Source organism: Rhodococcus sp. JCM 9793, assembly GCF_055380405.1.
In genome coordinates this window covers 2096138-2112649 of sequence record NZ_AP043721.1, presented here as the reverse complement: position 1 = coordinate 2112649, position 16512 = coordinate 2096138, and the positions used below count along the sequence as shown (strand labels likewise).

14 protein-coding genes and 1 riboswitch are annotated in these 16512 nt (G+C 66.6%); of the genes, 9 read left to right on the top strand and 5 right to left on the bottom strand.

The window, feature by feature from the left end:
• Position 1: 1 nt before the first annotated feature.
• From ACZ46K_RS11895 to ACZ46K_RS11880, 4 genes are read left to right on the top strand one after another with little or no spacing between them, the layout of a single operon-like run.
• Complete coding sequence (locus ACZ46K_RS11895; protein ID WP_464748397.1) at positions 2–2326, top strand: xanthine dehydrogenase family protein molybdopterin-binding subunit; 2325 nt, start codon at positions 2–4, stop codon at positions 2324–2326.
• The gene (locus ACZ46K_RS11890; protein ID WP_464748395.1) at positions 2323–3210 is read left to right on the top strand and encodes an FAD binding domain-containing protein; all 888 of its coding nucleotides are present in this window, start codon (positions 2323–2325) and stop codon (positions 3208–3210) included. Before ACZ46K_RS11895 ends, ACZ46K_RS11890 begins: the two co-directional genes overlap by 4 nt.
• Complete coding sequence (locus ACZ46K_RS11885) at positions 3207–3692, top strand: (2Fe-2S)-binding protein (RefSeq protein ID WP_054810959.1); 486 nt, start codon at positions 3207–3209, stop codon at positions 3690–3692. Before ACZ46K_RS11890 ends, ACZ46K_RS11885 begins: the two co-directional genes overlap by 4 nt.
• A 1-nt stretch (position 3693) precedes the next feature.
• Complete coding sequence (locus ACZ46K_RS11880) at positions 3694–4530, top strand: mycofactocin-coupled SDR family oxidoreductase (RefSeq protein ID WP_464748393.1); 837 nt, start codon at positions 3694–3696, stop codon at positions 4528–4530.
• Here the strand turns inward: ACZ46K_RS11880 and ACZ46K_RS11875 are convergent.
• Entirely contained in the window at positions 4523–5278 is a 756-nt protein-coding gene (locus tag ACZ46K_RS11875) for a cobalt-precorrin-4/precorrin-4 C(11)-methyltransferase (RefSeq protein WP_464748391.1), read from the bottom strand. The genes ACZ46K_RS11880 and ACZ46K_RS11875 overlap by 8 nt on opposite strands.
• On the bottom strand, positions 5275–6474 hold the full coding sequence (gene cbiE, locus ACZ46K_RS11870; protein ID WP_464748389.1) for a precorrin-6y C5,15-methyltransferase (decarboxylating) subunit CbiE: 1200 nt from the start codon (positions 6472–6474) through the stop codon (positions 5275–5277). Before cbiE ends, ACZ46K_RS11875 begins: the two co-directional genes overlap by 4 nt.
• A gap of 56 nt (positions 6475–6530) precedes the next feature.
• Positions 6531–6722, top strand: a riboswitch (cobalamin riboswitch).
• Between the two features lie 34 nt (positions 6723–6756).
• On the opposite strand from cbiE, the gene ACZ46K_RS11865 reads away from it, so the two are divergent.
• Genes ACZ46K_RS11865 through ACZ46K_RS11850 form a run of 4 tightly spaced genes read left to right on the top strand, consistent with a single transcriptional unit; the run spans position 6757 to position 12578 of the window.
• Positions 6757–8664: a VWA domain-containing protein gene (locus ACZ46K_RS11865; RefSeq protein WP_464748387.1), complete on the top strand. Its 1908-nt coding sequence runs from the start codon at positions 6757–6759 to the stop codon at positions 8662–8664.
• The gene (gene cobO, locus ACZ46K_RS11860; protein ID WP_464748385.1) at positions 8664–9278 is read left to right on the top strand and encodes a cob(I)yrinic acid a,c-diamide adenosyltransferase; all 615 of its coding nucleotides are present in this window, start codon (positions 8664–8666) and stop codon (positions 9276–9278) included. The genes ACZ46K_RS11865 and cobO overlap by 1 nt, the downstream gene beginning before the upstream one ends.
• 10 nt (positions 9279–9288) lie before the next feature.
• On the top strand, positions 9289–11658 hold the full coding sequence (locus tag ACZ46K_RS11855; RefSeq protein WP_464748383.1) for a cobyrinate a,c-diamide synthase: 2370 nt from the start codon (positions 9289–9291) through the stop codon (positions 11656–11658).
• Entirely contained in the window at positions 11640–12578 is a 939-nt protein-coding gene (locus ACZ46K_RS11850; protein WP_464748381.1) for a cobalamin biosynthesis protein, read from the top strand. Before ACZ46K_RS11855 ends, ACZ46K_RS11850 begins: the two co-directional genes overlap by 19 nt.
• Before the next feature lie 70 nt (positions 12579–12648).
• On the opposite strand, the gene ACZ46K_RS11845 is transcribed toward ACZ46K_RS11850, so the two are convergent.
• Genes ACZ46K_RS11845 through ACZ46K_RS11835 form a run of 3 tightly spaced genes read right to left on the bottom strand, consistent with a single transcriptional unit; the run spans position 12649 to position 15840 of the window.
• Positions 12649–14235 carry a CotH kinase family protein gene (locus tag ACZ46K_RS11845; protein WP_464748379.1) on the bottom strand — a complete coding sequence of 529 codons (1587 nt, stop codon included), beginning with the start codon at positions 14233–14235 and terminating at the stop codon, positions 12649–12651.
• Entirely contained in the window at positions 14235–14912 is a 678-nt protein-coding gene (locus ACZ46K_RS11840; protein ID WP_054806238.1) for a DUF4956 domain-containing protein, read from the bottom strand. Before ACZ46K_RS11840 ends, ACZ46K_RS11845 begins: the two co-directional genes overlap by 1 nt.
• A gap of 22 nt (positions 14913–14934) precedes the next feature.
• Positions 14935–15840 carry a polyphosphate polymerase domain-containing protein gene (locus tag ACZ46K_RS11835; protein ID WP_054810526.1) on the bottom strand — a complete coding sequence of 302 codons (906 nt, stop codon included), beginning with the start codon at positions 15838–15840 and terminating at the stop codon, positions 14935–14937.
• A 133-nt stretch (positions 15841–15973) separates the two neighbouring features.
• Here ACZ46K_RS11835 and ACZ46K_RS11830 point away from each other — a divergent pair, with 133 nt between their 5' ends.
• Positions 15974–16408, top strand: a complete 435-nt coding sequence (locus tag ACZ46K_RS11830) for a DUF1801 domain-containing protein (RefSeq protein WP_464748377.1) — start codon at positions 15974–15976, stop codon at positions 16406–16408.
• Positions 16409–16512: the final 104 nt, after the last annotated feature.

Genomic DNA, 16512 nt, shown 5'->3' with positions numbered 1-16512 from the left:
GATGAGGCCCAGCATTTCCGCTTACGTCGGGACTCGCATCAAGCGAGTCGAAGACCCCCGACTCCTGACCGGCGCCGGCATGTTCGTCGACGACGTGACACGTCCCGGCATGCTCCACGCGTGCTTCGTGCGCAGCCCGTTCGCACGCGCCCGGATCGTCGACATCGACGTCTCCGAGGCTCTCGCACTCGACGGGGTCCACGCGGTGTACGTCGCCGCCGACCTCACACCCGGAATCCACGAGCAGACCTACGCGCTCGACGGGCCGTACATGCCGGCCCTGAACTGGCCACCACTCGCCGTCGACGAAGTGCGTTTCGTCGGCGATCCCGTCGCACTGGTCGTGGCCGACGACCGGTACATCGCGGAGGACGCGGTCGAACTCGTCGCCGTCGACTACGAGGCGCTGACACCCGTGGTCGACTACACCGCCGCCGATCGGGCCGACGAACTTGTCCACGCCGCGCATCCCGCGAATATCGCCGCGGCAATGGGCGGTCCGCTCCCCGACGAGCTGGCGAAGACGTTCGACGAGGCAGCCCACGTGGTCTCGCGGACCATCCACCAGCAGGCCTACATCGCCGTCCCCATGGAGACCCGCGGCCTCGTCGCCGAGTGGTCGGCCGGCGAGATGACCGTCTGGGCCTCCACTCAATCCCCGCACGAGGTCCGCGGCTTCACCGCCCGGCTCCTCGGGCTCGACGAGCACAGCGTCCGGGTGATCATGCGCGACACCGGTGGCGGCTTCGGCCAGAAGGTCGTTCCGCAGCGCGAGGACATCGCCGTGTTGCTTGCTGCGAGGAAACTCCCCGCCGCGCTGAAGTGGATCGAGGACCGGCAGGAACACATGATGTCGGCCGGCATGGCCCGCCAGGAATGCGGAGATGCGCGTTTCGCGTTCGACGCCGACGGCAAGTTGCTCGGCGCCTCGATCGACCACGTCCAGAACGTGGGCGCCTACCCGATTCCGTCGCCGGTGACGTCCGGTGCGGTCGTCGGGATGCTGTTCCCCGGGCCCTACCGTGTGCCCGCCGCCGCGTTCTCGATGAAGCTGACCTACACGAACACCGTCGGCCGCGTCGCGTATCGCGGGCCGTGGCAGTTCGAGTCCCTGGCCCGCGAGATGCTGCTCGACGTCGCGGCACGACAGATGGACATCGACCCCATCGAACTCCGGCGACGCAACATGCTCAGCGCCGCGGATCTGCCGCTCGCCAACCCACTGGGCATGCCCTACAACGACTCGACGCCCCTCGAGACATTCGAGCACGCCCTGTCGATCCTCGACTACGACGCGTTCCGGCAGGAGCAGGAACGTGCCAGGGCCGAAGGTCGCTACATCGGCGTCGGTACCTGCACCTACATCGAGCCGACGACGGGTGCGACGCCGTTCCACGCCACGGAGGGTGCGACGATTCGCATCGAACCCTCGGGCAAGGTCAATGTCTACGTTGCCGGCGGGTCGTCGGGCAACAGTCTCGAAACCACTGCTGTGCAGCTCACTGCCGATGCGCTCGGTGTCGACATCGCCGATGTCCACACCATCCAGGGCGACACCGCAATCACCCCGTTCGGCGCCGGAACCGGCGGTAGCCGCTCCGGGTCGATGATCGCGGGAGCAGTCCGGGAAACCGCGTCGGTGCTGCGCGACCGGATCCTCGCCATCGCCGCACACAAGCTCGAAGCCGCGGTCGAGGACATCGAGTTCGTCGACAGTCGCGCGACAGTCCGCGGCGTCCCCAATGTCGGGATCACCTTGAAGGAAATCGCCGAGATCTCCTACTTCCAGGCCGAGACCCTGCCGTCCGGTGTACCTCCTGGACTCGAATCCAGCGGCCGCTACCATTCGCCGTCCATGATGTTGTGGGCCAACGCCAGCCACGTCTGCACGTGCGAGGTCGACATCGAGACCGGGGCCGTGAAGATCCTCCGATTCATCGTCGGGGAGGACTGCGGTCCGATGATCAACCCCGACATCGTCGAGGGCCAGATCTACGGTGGCACCGTCCAGGGCATCGGCGGCGCGCTGTACGAACACCTCGCGTACGACGACGACGGCAACCCCGTGACCACCACGTTCATGGACTATCTGCTTCCCACCACCGACACCGTCCCCGACATCGAGATCGGGCACGTCGAATCCCCCAGCGCCGGGCCCGGCGGCTACAAGGGTGTCGGTGAGGGCGGCGCGATCGGAGCGTCCCCGGCCGTGGTCAACGCGGTCGCCGATGCCTTGGCACCCTTCGGAGTGGAAGTGACCAGCTTGCCCCTGTCCCCCGCCACGATCATCAGGATGCTCGACGAGGTCCAGGCGGTGAAGGCATGAAACCCTCGGCGTTCGACTATCACGCACCCGGCACCGCAGCCGACGCGGTCGCGCTCATCGCCGAACTGGGCGACGAAGCAAAGTTCATCGCGGGCGGACAAAGCCTGATGCCCATGCTCAACCTGCGGCTCGCCGTATTCGATCACCTCGTAGACCTGCGCAAACCCGCAGAACTGCGCGGCATCGAACAGCGCGGCGACTCGATGTGGATCGGCGCGGGCACTACGCACTCGACGGTCGGGCGCTCCGCCGAGATCGCGACCGCGGTCCCGCTGCTGTCCCGCGCGACCCCGTTGATCGGCCACTTCCAGATCCGCAACCGCGGCACCCTCGGAGGATCGATCGCGCACGGCGACGGCGCCGCCGAATACCCCGCGGTCGCATTGGCACTGGACGCCGACATCGAGGCATTGTCGCCTCGCGGCAGCCGCACCATCCCCGCCTCGGAGTTCTTCACCGGCATGTGGACCACCGATCTCGAAGCAGACGAACTGCTCACCGGCGTGAGCTTCCCGACGTGGAGCGGACGGTCCGGTTTCGCGATCGAGGAATTCGCCCGACGTACCGGCGATTTCGCATTGGCTGGCGCAGCAGTCGCGATCCGTCTCGACGCCGCATCAACACTCGACCGATGCGCGATCACGCTGTTCGGTGTGGCTCCGACGCCCGTCCGCGTCACCGCGGTCGAGTCGGAACTCCTCGGCCGGAACATCCGCGAGATCGACGCCGACGAGATCGGACGAAGCGCACTCGGTTCGCTCGACACGGTCTCGGACGACCTGCACGGCCCCGCCGCCTACCGCCGGCGAGTGGGAGCGACGATCACAGCACGTGCGTGGCGACGCGCGGTGGATGAGGCAACTGTCAGGGAGGGGTCCGAATGACCAATGTAGACATCGAAGTTCATGTCAACGGGAGCCCGCGTCGCCACTCGGTGCCGCCACGACTGACCCTCGCCGACTATCTCCGCGTCGACTGCGGCCTCACCGGAACACATCTCGGCTGCGAACACGGCGTGTGCGGTGCATGCACGGTCCTGCTCGACGGCGAGGCCGTACGCGCGTGCCTCGTCTTCGCGGTGCAGGCAGATGGCGCCGAGGTCACCACCATCGAAGCAATGGCGTCCGACGACGGCACATTGTCTCCGGTCCAGGCCGCATTCCGCGATCATCACGGCCTCCAATGCGGTTTCTGCACACCGGGTTTCATCGTATCGGCCACGGCGTTCCTGGAGGAGAACCCGTCGCCGACCGACGGAGAGATCCGGGAAGCACTGTCCGGGAACATCTGCCGATGCACCGGATATCAGGGCATCATCGCGGCAGTGAAGGCTGCCGCGGCCACCACAACGAGCACAGGGGAGTGACATGACGGGACGGGTCGAAGGCAAGGTCGCATTCATCACGGGCGCAGCACGCGGACAGGGACGCAGTCACGCAGTGAGATTGGCGGAAGAAGGTGCCAATATCATCGCGGTCGATGTCTGTAAGCAGCTGGACGGGGTGCCGATCCCGATGTCGACGCCCGAGGATCTCGATGAGACCGTGTCGCTGGTCGAGAAGGCGGGCGGCAAGATCTACGCCGCCCAGGCCGACGTCCGCGACATGGCCGCGATGCAGGCCATCGTCGACGACGGTGTCGCGCAGTTCGGGCGCCTCGACATCATCTGCGCCAACGCCGGACTCGCGAGCTCGGGCGATCGCCTCGACGCTCTCGACGAAAAAGGCTGGCGCGACATGATCGACGTCAACCTGACCGGCGTGTGGGCGACGACCCGCGTCTCGGTGCCGCACATGCGTGAAGCAGGCAACGGTGGTTCGATCATCCTCACCAGTTCGGTCGGTGGCCTGCGGGCACTGCCCAGTGTGGGGCACTACGTCTCCGCCAAGCACGGCATGATCGGCATCATGCGCACTCTGGCGATGGAGCTCGGCGAGGAGAGCATCCGCGTCAACGCCATCTGCCCGACACAGGTGAGCACCCCGATGCTGCTCAACGAGGCTACGTTCAAGATGTTCCGTCCCGATCTCGAGCACCCGACGAAGGACGACTTCGCTCCGCTGTCGCAGATGATGCATGTGCTGCCGACCCCGTGGGTCGACGCAATCGACATCAGCAACGCAGTGCTGTTCCTCGCGTCGGAGGAATCGCGCTTCATCACAGGCGTCTCTCTGCCGGTCGATGCCGGCGCGATGCTCAAGTGAGTCGGTCGCGCGCAGGGTCGTAGAGATGTGAACACGCCACGTCGGGCGTGCCCCGGACTCCGAGGGCACGCCCGACGAGGATCACCGCGGTGTGCTTCAACTCCGCGACCTCGACCTGGTCTGCGATGTCGGCGAGCGTGCCGCGCAGCACGATCTGATTCGGACGTGACGCGAACGCCACCACCGCCGCCGGACAGTCCGAACCGTAGGTCTCGGCGAGTTCGGCGGCGAGCACGCGAATCCGGGTGATCGCCAGATGCAGCACCAGGCTCGCCCGGATACCTGCGACCCGCGCGAGTGCTTCGGTGTCGGGCATCGACGTCGACCGCGCCTGCGTGCGGGTGAGCACGACGGTCTGCACGAGTTCCGGCACGGTCAGTTCCGTGCCGAGCGTCGCCGCCGCGGCCGCGTAGGCCGGGACCCCGGGCGTGACATCCCATGCAACACTTTCGGCGTCGAGGCGCCGGGTCTGCTCGGTCAGCGCCGAATACAGCGACGGATCGCCGGAGCACAACCGCACCGCGTCGAGTCCGCGACGGTCGGCGTCGACGAGGTGCGCGGTGATCTGATCGAGGTCGAGATGCTGGGTGTCGATCAGTTCGGCGTCGCCCTTGCAGTGCGCAAGAATCTCGGCGTCGAGATAGGTGCCCGCGTACAGCACGACCGGAGCGCCGCGGAGCAGGTTGACGGCGCGCAGCGTCAACAGGTCTGCGGCGCCTGGGCCTGATCCCACGAAATGTACTGTCATTTTTCGCCTTTCACGACATTCCATTGCACCACCGGTCGCAGCGACTGCCAGCCGGTGAATGTTCCTATCGATGAGGCCTGTTCGACGGACAACCGTGACAGCTCACCTCCGCACTTCTTCCACCACTGCACCAACACGGCCTCGGTCTCGAGCGTCACCGAATGCACGACGAGACGACCGCCCGGCCGCAACGCCTGCCAGCAGGTCTCGAGTACTCCGTCCCTGCTTCCACCGCCTCCCACGAAGATCGCGTCGGGGACGTCGAGCCCGGCCAGCGCAGCGGGCGCACCACCGTTCACGATCCGCAGTGACGGCACACCCAGGTGGGCGGCGTTGCGCGCGATCGCGTCGGCGCGTGCCGGGTCCTTCTCGATCGCGATGGTGCGGCAACGCGGATCGGTGCGGGCCCACTCGATACCGACTGATCCGGCACCGGCTCCCACGTCCCACAGCAGTTGCCCGGGTTGCGGCGCAAGTGCACACACCGCGGCAGCCCGGATCTGTCGCTTGCTGAGCTGACCGTCGTTCTCGAAGCATTCGTCCGGGAGTCCCGGCGTCGTGGACAAGCCTTCCGCGCCGACGCAGTGGATGCACAGGAGACTGAGCTGCGGAGCCGTGATCTCCACGAGGTCTGCTGCAGCGCCGTCGATTCGATCCTCTTCACCGCCCAGGTTACCGAGCACCGTCACCGCCGCATCGGCGAACCCCTCCCCCACGAGCAGCCGCGCGATCTCCGGAAGGCTCGACGAGTTCGAGGTCAGGACGATCAGCCGGCGGCCTCGTGTCAGGTAGCGGCGCAGCGCGTCGACGTCGCGGCCGACGAGGGTGACGGTGTCGCATTCCTCGGCTGCCCACCCCATGCGGGCCCGGGCGAGTGCCACGGACGACACCGCGGGGATCACCTCGACTGCGTCGCTGCCCAGACGACGGATCAGGGTCGAGCCGATGCCCGATACCAAGGGGTCGCCGGATGCAAGCGCCACGATCCTGCCGCGGTGCCGTGCCAGCAGGTCGTCGAGACCGCTGAGCAGCGGGGACGGCCACGGCTCGCGGACCGCGTCGGTCGGCGGGATCATCGCGAGGTGCCGTTCGCCGCCGAGCAGTACGTCGGCGGCAAGCACGTGCTCGCGGCCGGTCGCCGGCATGCTGTTCCAGCCGTCGGCGCCGACTCCGACGACGGTGATCCGTGAACCCATGGCCGTGAACACTAACCCGTGGCCCGGGAGACGGGCGGGTGTGGATAGACTCGGCCACGGCAAGACACATCGAAGGTGCCCTTCACAGGGATAATCGGGAAGCCGGTGAGAATCCGGCACAGGCCCGCTGCGGTAACCCGGGAGTCGTCGATCATGCGCGTGAGCGCAGCCACCGGAGAATTCCGGGAAGGCGATCGCACGACGCTCGACCGGGAAGTCCGAAGACCGGCCTTCGATCGGTTGCCGAAGTGGACATCCCAGCGGGAGCCTGTGGAGGTTGGAGTGCTCGTGTATCCGTTCAGCGCTGTCGTCGGTTCCGACGACCTGGCGCTGGCCCTGACTCTGTGCGCAGTGTCGCCGTCGATCGGCGGAGTGCTGGTGCGGGGCGAGAAGGGCACCGCCAAATCGACCATGGTACGCGCGCAAGCAGCGCTGTTGCCGCAGGTCGCGGAGGTCGAGGGCTGCCGGTTCGCGTGCGATCCGTCCTCCCCCGACCCGCACTGCCCCGACGGCCCACATCCGCCCGACACCCCGTCGCACATCCGACCGGCACGGCTCGTTGAGTTTCCCGTCGGCGCGAGCGAAGACCGCGTCACCGGATCCCTGCACCTGGGCAAGGCCCTGTCTGCTCGCACCGCCGAGTACGAACCCGGGCTGCTCGCGCTCGCCCATCGCGGCGTGTTGTACGTCGACGAAGTGAACCTGCTGCACGACCACCTCGTCGATCTGCTGCTCGACGCCGCCGCCATGGGTCGATCGACTGTCGAGCGCGACGGGGTGTCCGTCAGCCACTCCGCCTCGTTCGTCCTGGTGGGCACCATGAATCCGGAGGAAGGAGAGCTCCGTCCGCAGCTCCTCGACCGGTTCGGGCTCGCCGTCGACATCGCAGCCCCCCGCGACCCGCAGTTGCGCGTCGAAATCGTGCGTCGCCGAATGGCATTCGACGCGAATCCTGAATCGTTCGTCGCGCAGTGGGCCGAGACCGAGCAGGATTTGTCGCGGCGGATCGCCGCGGCGCGAGAACGCGTGTCGACGGTGCGCCTGGGCGACGCTGCCCTGGTGTCGATCGCCGAGATCTGCGCGGCGTTCGACGTCGACGGGATGCGCGCCGATCTGGTCACCGCCAAGACCGCGGTCGCGCACGCGGCGTGGGCCGGTCGCGACGAGGTGACCCGCGAGGACGTGGCCGTGGCCGCGAAACTCGCGTTGCCGCATCGGCGACGCCGCAACCCGTTCGACAATCCCGACACCGACGATGATCTGCTCGACGAATTGCTGAACCGGCCCGATACACAGTCGGACCCCGACCCCGATACACAGTCGGACCCCGACGACGACCCCGACGACGATCCGGACGGTGGCGGCGCACCCGACCCCGCGGACTCGCTGTCCGGGTCGAGTGACAGCGCCCCGACCTCGGTGGATGCTCCCGCTGATCCGTACCGGGCACGACTGTTCTCCATCGACCGCACCGGCCGCGGTGTCGCGGGTCGCCGATCGAAGGCGGCGACCACGATCGGGCGCACCGTCGGCGATCGTGCGGGCGATACAGGCCCGATCCACCTACCTGCCACCATCCGCGCCAGCGCCCTCGGTTCGGACGGGTGGCAGGTGCGACGCAAGGTCGTCGAGGGCAGGGAGGCGAATCTCGTGCTGCTGTGCGTCGACGCATCCGGCTCCATGGCCGCGAAGAAGCGGATGACGCAGGTCAAGACCGCGATCCTGTCGCTGCTGCTCGATGCGTACCGCCGCCGCGACACGGTCGGGCTCGTGACGTTCCGCGGCGACAGCGCGACCGTCGCGCTGCCACCGACCAACTCGGTCGATGTCGCGGCCGCACGCCTGCGTGAGCTCCCGGCCGGCGGCCGAACCCCCCTTGCGGAGGGCCTGGCCGAGGCCGCCGAGACCCTCCGCCGGCATCGGTTGCGCGACCCGGACCGGCGGGCGCTGCTCATCGTCGTCACCGACGGGCGCGCGACCTCGGGTACCGACGCGGTCGCCCGCTCGTTCGAGGCCGCCGATGTCCTCGCCGGCCGGGGAGTCGCAGCGGTGGTGGTCGATTCCGAGACCGGTCGCTTCCGGATGGGACTCGCGGCGCAGCTCGCCGACCGACTCGGCGCCGAATATGTGCAGGTGGGCGAGGTTCATGCCGATGCCCTCACTTCGATCGTGCGTGGAAGGGCAGCCTGATGCCGAAGGGACAACCCGAGGTCGTACCGAACGACGGGCTCACCACCCGCCAGCGCCGCAACCGGCCGCTGCTGATGGTCAATACGGGCGACGGCAAGGGCAAATCCACCGCCGCGTTCGGGTTGGCGTTGCGCGGCTGGAATCAGGGCTGGTCGGTCGCGGTGTTCCAGTTCGTCAAGTCCGCGAAATGGCGCCTCGGTGAGCAGACGGCGTTCGAAACCCTCGGTGAACTGCACGACGAGCGCGGCACGGGCGGCGCCATCGAGTGGCACAAGATGGGCTCGGGCTGGTCGTGGTCGCGCAAGGAAGGCAGCGACGAGGACCACGCCGCCGACGCGCTCGCGGGTTGGCGTGAGATCCAGCGACGCCTCGCCGCCGAACAACATGGCCTGTACGTCCTCGACGAGTTCACGTATCCGATCAATTGGGGTTGGATCGATATCGACGAGGTCGTCGAGACACTGACGTCGCGGACCGGTCATCAGCACGTGATGATCACCGGTCGCCGCGCCGACCCCGAACTGATCGCGGTGGCCGACCTGGTCACCGAGATGACGAAGATCAAGCACCCGATGGATGCGGGGCAGAAGGGCCAGAAGGGCATCGAATGGTAGGGGGCGCAGCGTGGTAGCCATTCCCCGTCTCGTCATTGCCGCACCGGCATCGGGTCATGGGAAGACCACTGTTGCAACAGGTCTCATGGCCGCGTTGCGCCGCAGCGGCCACACGGTGTCCGGGCACAAGATCGGCCCCGACTACATCGACCCCGGTTACCACGCGCTCGCGACCGACCGACCCGGGCGCAACCTCGATCCACATCTCGTCGGCGACGACCTGGTTGCGCCCCTGTTCCTGCACGGCGCAGCCGGTGCCGACATCGCGGTCGTCGAGGGCGTCATGGGTCTGTACGACGGGATGCTCGGCACCGACGGATACGCATCCACCGCCCACGTCGCGGGACTGCTGGGTGCACCGGTGATTCTCGTCGTCGACATCTCACATGCATCGCGATCGATTGCCGCGGTCGTCCACGGCATGGCATCGTACGACCGCACCGTCCGCATCGCCGGTGTCATCCTGAACAAGGCCGGGTCGCCGCGACATTCCGACGAGGTCATCGCCGCGCTCGAATCCACCGGCATCCCCGTGCTCGGTGTACTGCAGCGCGACGACGGGATCTCCGCACCGTCGCGGCATCTCGGGCTCGTGCCGGCTCAGGAACGCGTCGAGGCCGCCGGGCAACTCGACCGCCTCGCGTCGCAGATCGCCGAACACATCGATCTCGCCGAGATCGTCCGGATCGCGCAGTCCGCACACCCTCTCCCCGATATGCCGTGGACACCTCCCGGTTCCGGCGTCGAAGGCCCGGTGATCGCCGTGGCGGGCGGACGCGCATTCACGTTCCGTTACACCGAGACCGAGGAGATCCTGCGCGCAGCGGGATGCCGGACCGTCACCTTCGACCCGCTGCGCGACGAGACCCTGCCCGCCGACACCGCCGGGATCTACCTCGGCGGAGGCTTCCCGGAGGTACATGCAGCGGACATCTCCGCCAATGTTCCTTTGCGCGAACATCTTCGCGCTGCCATTGCCGGCGGGGTGCCCACCGTCGCCGAATGCGCCGGCCTGCTGTATCTGTGTCGGGACGTCGACGGCGCCGACATGGTCGGTGCACTCGACGTGTCCGCGCGCATGACGTCGCGGCTCACGCTCGGCTACCGCACGGCGATCGCACCCGCCGACGGCTTGCTCGGACCTGCCGGAACCCGGGTGACGGGTCACGAATTCCACCGCACCACCGTCGAAGCCGGCCCCGCCCCCGCATGGCTGCTGAACGGGCGGCCCGACGGATTCGCCACCGCGACACTGCACGCGTCGTACCTGCACACACATTGGGCCGGCCATCCGCAACTCGCGGAGCGCTTCGTCGCCGCTGCTCGCGCGGCCACGCCGGTCGCCGCGCCACCTCGCGTGCCGCGTGTCGCGGCACCGGACCTGCACCATCACGGTGACCGCGACGCCACCGACGGTCTCGTCGACCTCGCGGTGAACGTGTCGCGACGACCGCGCCCGCGGTGGCTCGACGAGGCGCTGCGATCCTCGCTCGAGGTGCTCGACAGCTATCCCGATCCGAGCGCGGCACGAGCCGCGCTGGCCGGACGACATCGGCGCAGAGTCGACGAGGTGCTACCCACCGCGGGCGGCGCCGAAGCGTTCACGTTGATCGCGCGTGCGCGACCCTGGAGGTTGCCGGTGGTGGTGCACCCGCAATTCACCGAACCCGAAGCTGCGCTCCTTGCTGCCGGCCACGAGGTGCGGCGCGTGCTGTTGCGCGTCGACGACGGGTTCCGATTGGACGCCGACGCGGTGCCGGGCGACGCGGACCTCGTGATCGTCGGTAATCCCACCAATCCCACGTCGGTGCTGCACCCGGCTTCGACGTTGCGCTCGTTGGTGCGTCCCGGCCGTGTCGTGGTGGTCGACGAGGCGTTCATGGATGCGGTGCCGGGCGAAACGGAATCGCTGTCGAACGAGAGCATCCCCGGTCTGATCACGGTGCGGTCCTTGACGAAGACGTGGGCGATCCCGGGTGTGCGCGCGGGATACGTCGTCGGCGATCCAGAGGTACTTTCCGATCTCGCGGCGCAGCAACCACCCTGGTCTGTGTCGACACCCGCTGCCGCGGCGATGATCGCGTGCGCAGCACCGAGAGCTACGGACGGGGCAACCTCGATCGCCGACGAGATCGCCACCGACCGGGCCGCCCTCGTGGAAGCGCTGGCAGGTCTCGGGCTCGAGGTCGCGGGAGACCCGGCGGCGCCGTTCGTTCTCGTCCGGGTTGCGCCGAGAACACGGGAGTCGTTGCGTTCGAAGGGATTCGCGCTGCGTCGCGGCGACACGTTCCCCGGACTCGGCGACGAGTGGGTGCGGATCGCCGTCCGCGACCGAGCAGTGACCGCCGCCTTGACGGATGCATGGCGGTCGATCCTGTGAGGGTCCCTGCGAAAGCCGCCGGCCTGATTCTCGGATATGCGGCCGATCAGGTGTTCGGCGATCCACGTCGCTGGCATCCGGTGAGCGGGTTCGGCCGGCTCGCGCGCGCCACCGAGAAGGTGCTCTACGCCGACAACCGCGCCGCCGGTGTGGTGTTCACGTCGGTGCTCGTCGGATCAGCGGTTGCGCTCGGAGCTGCCGCCGACCGCGCCACCCGTTCTCGGCCCTGGCTGTGCGCCACCGTCACCGCCGGCGCAACGTGGGTGGTCCTCGGTGGCCGCTCTCTGGGTCTTGAGGCCCGCACCCTCGACGGCCAACTTCGTGACGGTGATCTTGCGGCCGCGCGAGTGCAGGTCACGCACCTGGTGGGACGCGATCCGTCGCAGCTCGACGAGAACGGCATCGCCCGCGCCACCATCGAATCGGTCGCCGAGAACACCTCCGATGCCGTTGTGGCACCGCTCTTCTGGGGTGCACTGCTGGGCCCGGCCGGGCTCCTCGGCTATCGCGCGGCAAACACCCTCGACGCCCGTGTCGGTCATCGCACCCCGCGCCTCGAGAAGTTCGGGTGGGCGTCGGCGCGGTTCGACGATCTGCTCAATCTGGCACCCGCGCGGTTGTCCGCGCTGCTCGCGACCGGGCTGGGCCCTCGGCCCTGCGCTGCACTGCGCGCATGGAGACACGACGCACACAAGCATCCGAGCCCGAATGCAGGCCCGGTGGAGGCGTCGTTCGCGGGAGCACTCGGTGTGCAACTCGGTGGTGTCAACGTCTACAACGGCGGCGTCGAGGATCGCGGCACGCTGGGCGACGGGCCGGCACCGACACCTGACGACATCGGTCCCACCGCACGGCTCGCGTCCCGGGTGGGGTTGGGTGCTCTCGCAGTGGCCGCGCTCATCGCCTGTGCCACTGACTGATTCGAGTTTGCGACAGTAACAGACAGCCACAACCGTTCCGGACGGTTGTGGCTGCCTCTGCACGTTGTTTCTATATCGTCGCGAGCGCGTCGGTGCGCTGTTGGATCCAGGTCCGCATCGAGTCGACGCTCGACTGCAGGCTCTCCGCGGTCAATCCGTCACTGGTCGGAACACTGGATGCAAGACCGTCGAGGATCGATAGGGCCTGTCCGCTTCCGTACATCTGCTCGTACATGTCCCAGTACGCCGCCTCGTAGACATCGGTGAACGCGTCGGAGTCGAGGAACCTGGTCTTCAGAGTGTTCCCACCCATCGCACGCCCGCCCCCACCTTCACTGTTCGGTGGGGTCAGCATTCCCTCAGGGGGCGCCATGCCGGGCGCTGCAGCGTCGGGAGGTCCGCCCTGCCCGCGCATGCCGCCCGGCCCGCCCATACCTCCGCCCATGCTCACGGTGTCGTTCGGTCCTGCTGTCGTTCCGCCCTGCATGGCCATGTTGAGATCCCACGACACGACTGAGATCTTGTTCGTATCGAGGTCGTACCAGAGGTAGTAGTTCTGACCGGGGCCGGACATGTCGTCGCCGTTGACGAGAAGATTCTGTGTCGCGACGTATCGGGCGAAGGAATCCACGTCGACCCGGTCGGCGAGATGTTCGTCGAACTCTTCGTCGCTCGCCGAGTCCATCCACTTCAGGAAGCTGATGATCGGCTGGACGTCGCCCGTGCCCTCGGCATTGAGCTGCGTGAACTGGTCGGTGTAGTCGGCCTGGTCATCACCGACGTACGTGAAACTCGACGACGCATCGGCCTTGTACAGATACCCGTCCGAGTCGAACAGTGAGTTCGCGTACGACTCGTCGGGATGTTCGAGCAGCAACCGCGTGGCGGTCGCGCTGTCGTTGACGGAGTACACCGTGTAGGCGTAACGCTGGGTCGGCTGGTCGGTCGCGTCCGTGAGCGACAACGCCATCGCCTCGTTGAGTACCGGGCTTCCGGGCCGCACCGACAACTGGGTCATACCTTGATACGCCCGGCCGTCGACATTCTCGGAGAAGTCGAGGAGCAGTGGCAGCGACGTCGGATCGTCCACCGAGATACTGGTACCGCCCATCCCGGGCATGCCCCCACCCTCTGCGAACATCTCCGCTGGGTCGAAGCCCTCGGGAAGTACGACACCTTCGGGTAGTTCGAAATCCTCTGGTAGTTCGAAGCCCCCGCGCGGTCCGCCACCCCCGGGGCCGCCGCCCATACCGCCGCGCAATGCAGAAAGCGTCGAGTTGCCTTTCAATCGCACACCGACGTCCGTGATCAACGTGCCGTCGATGGTGACGTCGGCGGAGACCCACTCCTTCTCACCGTCGTCGACGTACGCGTCGATCATGTCGTTGTACTCGACGTCGCTGATGTCGATCGACACCTCGTGGTCGAGGGACGCATCGAAGAGGTCGACGGTGCCCGCGATGTTCTCGGTGATCTCGGACGCGATGACGGTGGGGTCACCGGTGATGTAGGGGCGGATGCGGCTGGTGCCGAACACCGACCCGACGAGCGCGACGAAGGCGACCAGCGCTACGGCGATCTTCCAGTGTTGTCGAAGCGACGTCGGAATCCGGTGCCGCAACCGTTTTCGCGGTCCTGCACTCGTGTGCTCGTCCATCAGATGTCCGTCTGATCGTATCCGGTGAGGACGGTGACTCGTTGACCGGCGTTGACCTCGTTCAATGCGGTGATCAGCTCACTGGATTGCTTGCCCTTCTTCAGAGTTGCCGTGTAGTACAGCTCCGTCAGGGCACCGCCGCGGACGGACTCGGTGGATACCAGTTCGAACTCGGAGCAGTACTTGATCAGTACATCGGAGACCATGTCGGTGTATCCGGACTCCGGCGGCACCTGGACCTTCACCACCTGCCGCTGTACGTCGAGCTTGAACCAGTTGAACTTGTTCATCAGCACGAGGACCAGGCAGATCGCGATGGTCGCGGCGATCGCCAACACGTAGAAGCGGGTACCGGTCGTCATACCGATCGCCATCACCAAGAAGATGAACCCGACATCGCGAGTCTCCTTGATGGCGTTGCGGAACCGAACCACCGACAGTGCGCCGACGAGCGCGAACGCCCGAGCGATGTTCGAGCCCACGACGAGCATGATCAGCGCCACGACCATGCCCACCATGACGAGGGTCTGCACGTAGGACTGACTGTAGGAGACGTTCTTGTGCGTATAGCGGTAGACCCAGCCGATGATGGCCGAGAGAACGAACGACAGCGACAACGACATGATGATGTCGAGTGTCGTGAACGTTCCACTGAGATCCTGAAGATCGAAATTCATCGAGTTGTCCTGTGTCTGTGAATCAGTGAGCCTGGACGGCGAAAGAGATGTCGGTGGGTACGGATGCGTTGACGTCGTCGGACATCACCAGTTCGGGTGCACCCATTCGGGATCGAGGTGCGAGCCCGAATGCTTCGACGGATTGGCAGTACTTGGAAATCCGGTTCACCGACATGTCCAGCCGTGCCGTCATGTCCGTGACCCAGTAGAGGACACGTTCATTCGCCTTGATCTCGACGATCGCGAGCTTCGGCGGGATTGTGAAGCGGTTCTGCGCCGGCGAAGCGAAGTGGAAGTCGCGGTCGCGGCCGTGGATCCTGTGGTCGATCGTCACGCGCAACCCCAGATCGGCATCGGCGCCGACGAACGCTTCCCTCAGATACCCGGTGGTCACGATCGGCCGTAGGTCGAGATTGCCGATCAGTGTGGTCACTTCGTTGACGAAGGGACGCTGCGACGGATCGCATGCGACGTCCTGACGGTCGTCGAGCCAGCTCCGCGCAGCGCCGTAGGGCAGGGCGATCCGGCGCTTCTGGGTCACCCGGTTGACGCGCTGCTTGATCTCGATCTGCACCGACGAGTCGTCGGTGCACTCGTGCGGCGAACCGTAGAGCCGCATCCGCAGCTTGCGGCGGAACTTGAGACCCTCGATCTTCTCCCAGTAGAACCGCAGGCTCGGGGTGTCGTAGTAGACCGACGTCACCGGATAGCCGCCGCACGGGGAGAACGGGTCGTTCTCCATACGCGCGGCCAGTTCGGCGCGCAGCTGTGGAACACGCAGTTCGTCGACGAGATATTTGATCTCGTAGCGGTTGAACGAATGCAGCTTGCTCGCGGTCTGTTGGTAACCGGTCGGGCGGGTGGGAACGTCCTCAGCAGCCCCGTCGTCTCGGGGCGAGCCCCTGCGGAACCGGTCCAGCACACTCATGGAACACCCTTCGCCGACGCATCTCGATGAACGAATCGAGTAGAACAAGCGGCGCTCGAGGAAACGTTCGATGAAGCTGGCAGTTTCCTGTGAGCGACCTCCGTATGTCGGGCGTTACTGCCACACTGCCCGCATGGCCGAGAACAAGACCGAGAACAAGACACAGCCCACCGACGCCTCCGTCGCTGAGTTCCTCGATGGGGTCGCACACCCGGTCCGTCGGGTTGATGCGTGGACCTTGCACGACATGATGACCGAGGTCACCGGGCAGCGTGCTGTGATGTGGGGGCCGTCGATGATCGGTTTCGGCGAATACCACTACCGCTATGAGAGCGGACGTGAAGGTGATGCGCTCGCTGTCGGCTTCTCCCCACGCAAGTCGAGTCTCGCGCTGTACGGGCTCACGATCGCTCCCGACGCGAAACAGGTGTTGACCGGGCTCGGTAAGTACAAGACCGGCGCAGCCTGCTTGTACGTCAACAGACTCACCGACGTCGACCTCGACGTGCTGACCGATCTCACCCGCCGGGGCTACATACACATGACGACTGTGCAGCATCACCCGTAGCTCTCCGCACTGGATTCGCGCGATCGTATGTGGCGCCGATCACGTATGAGTGCAACACTGTAATCAGTGTAAAACTGCACGTCGATCCGTCCGAGGAGGACGAT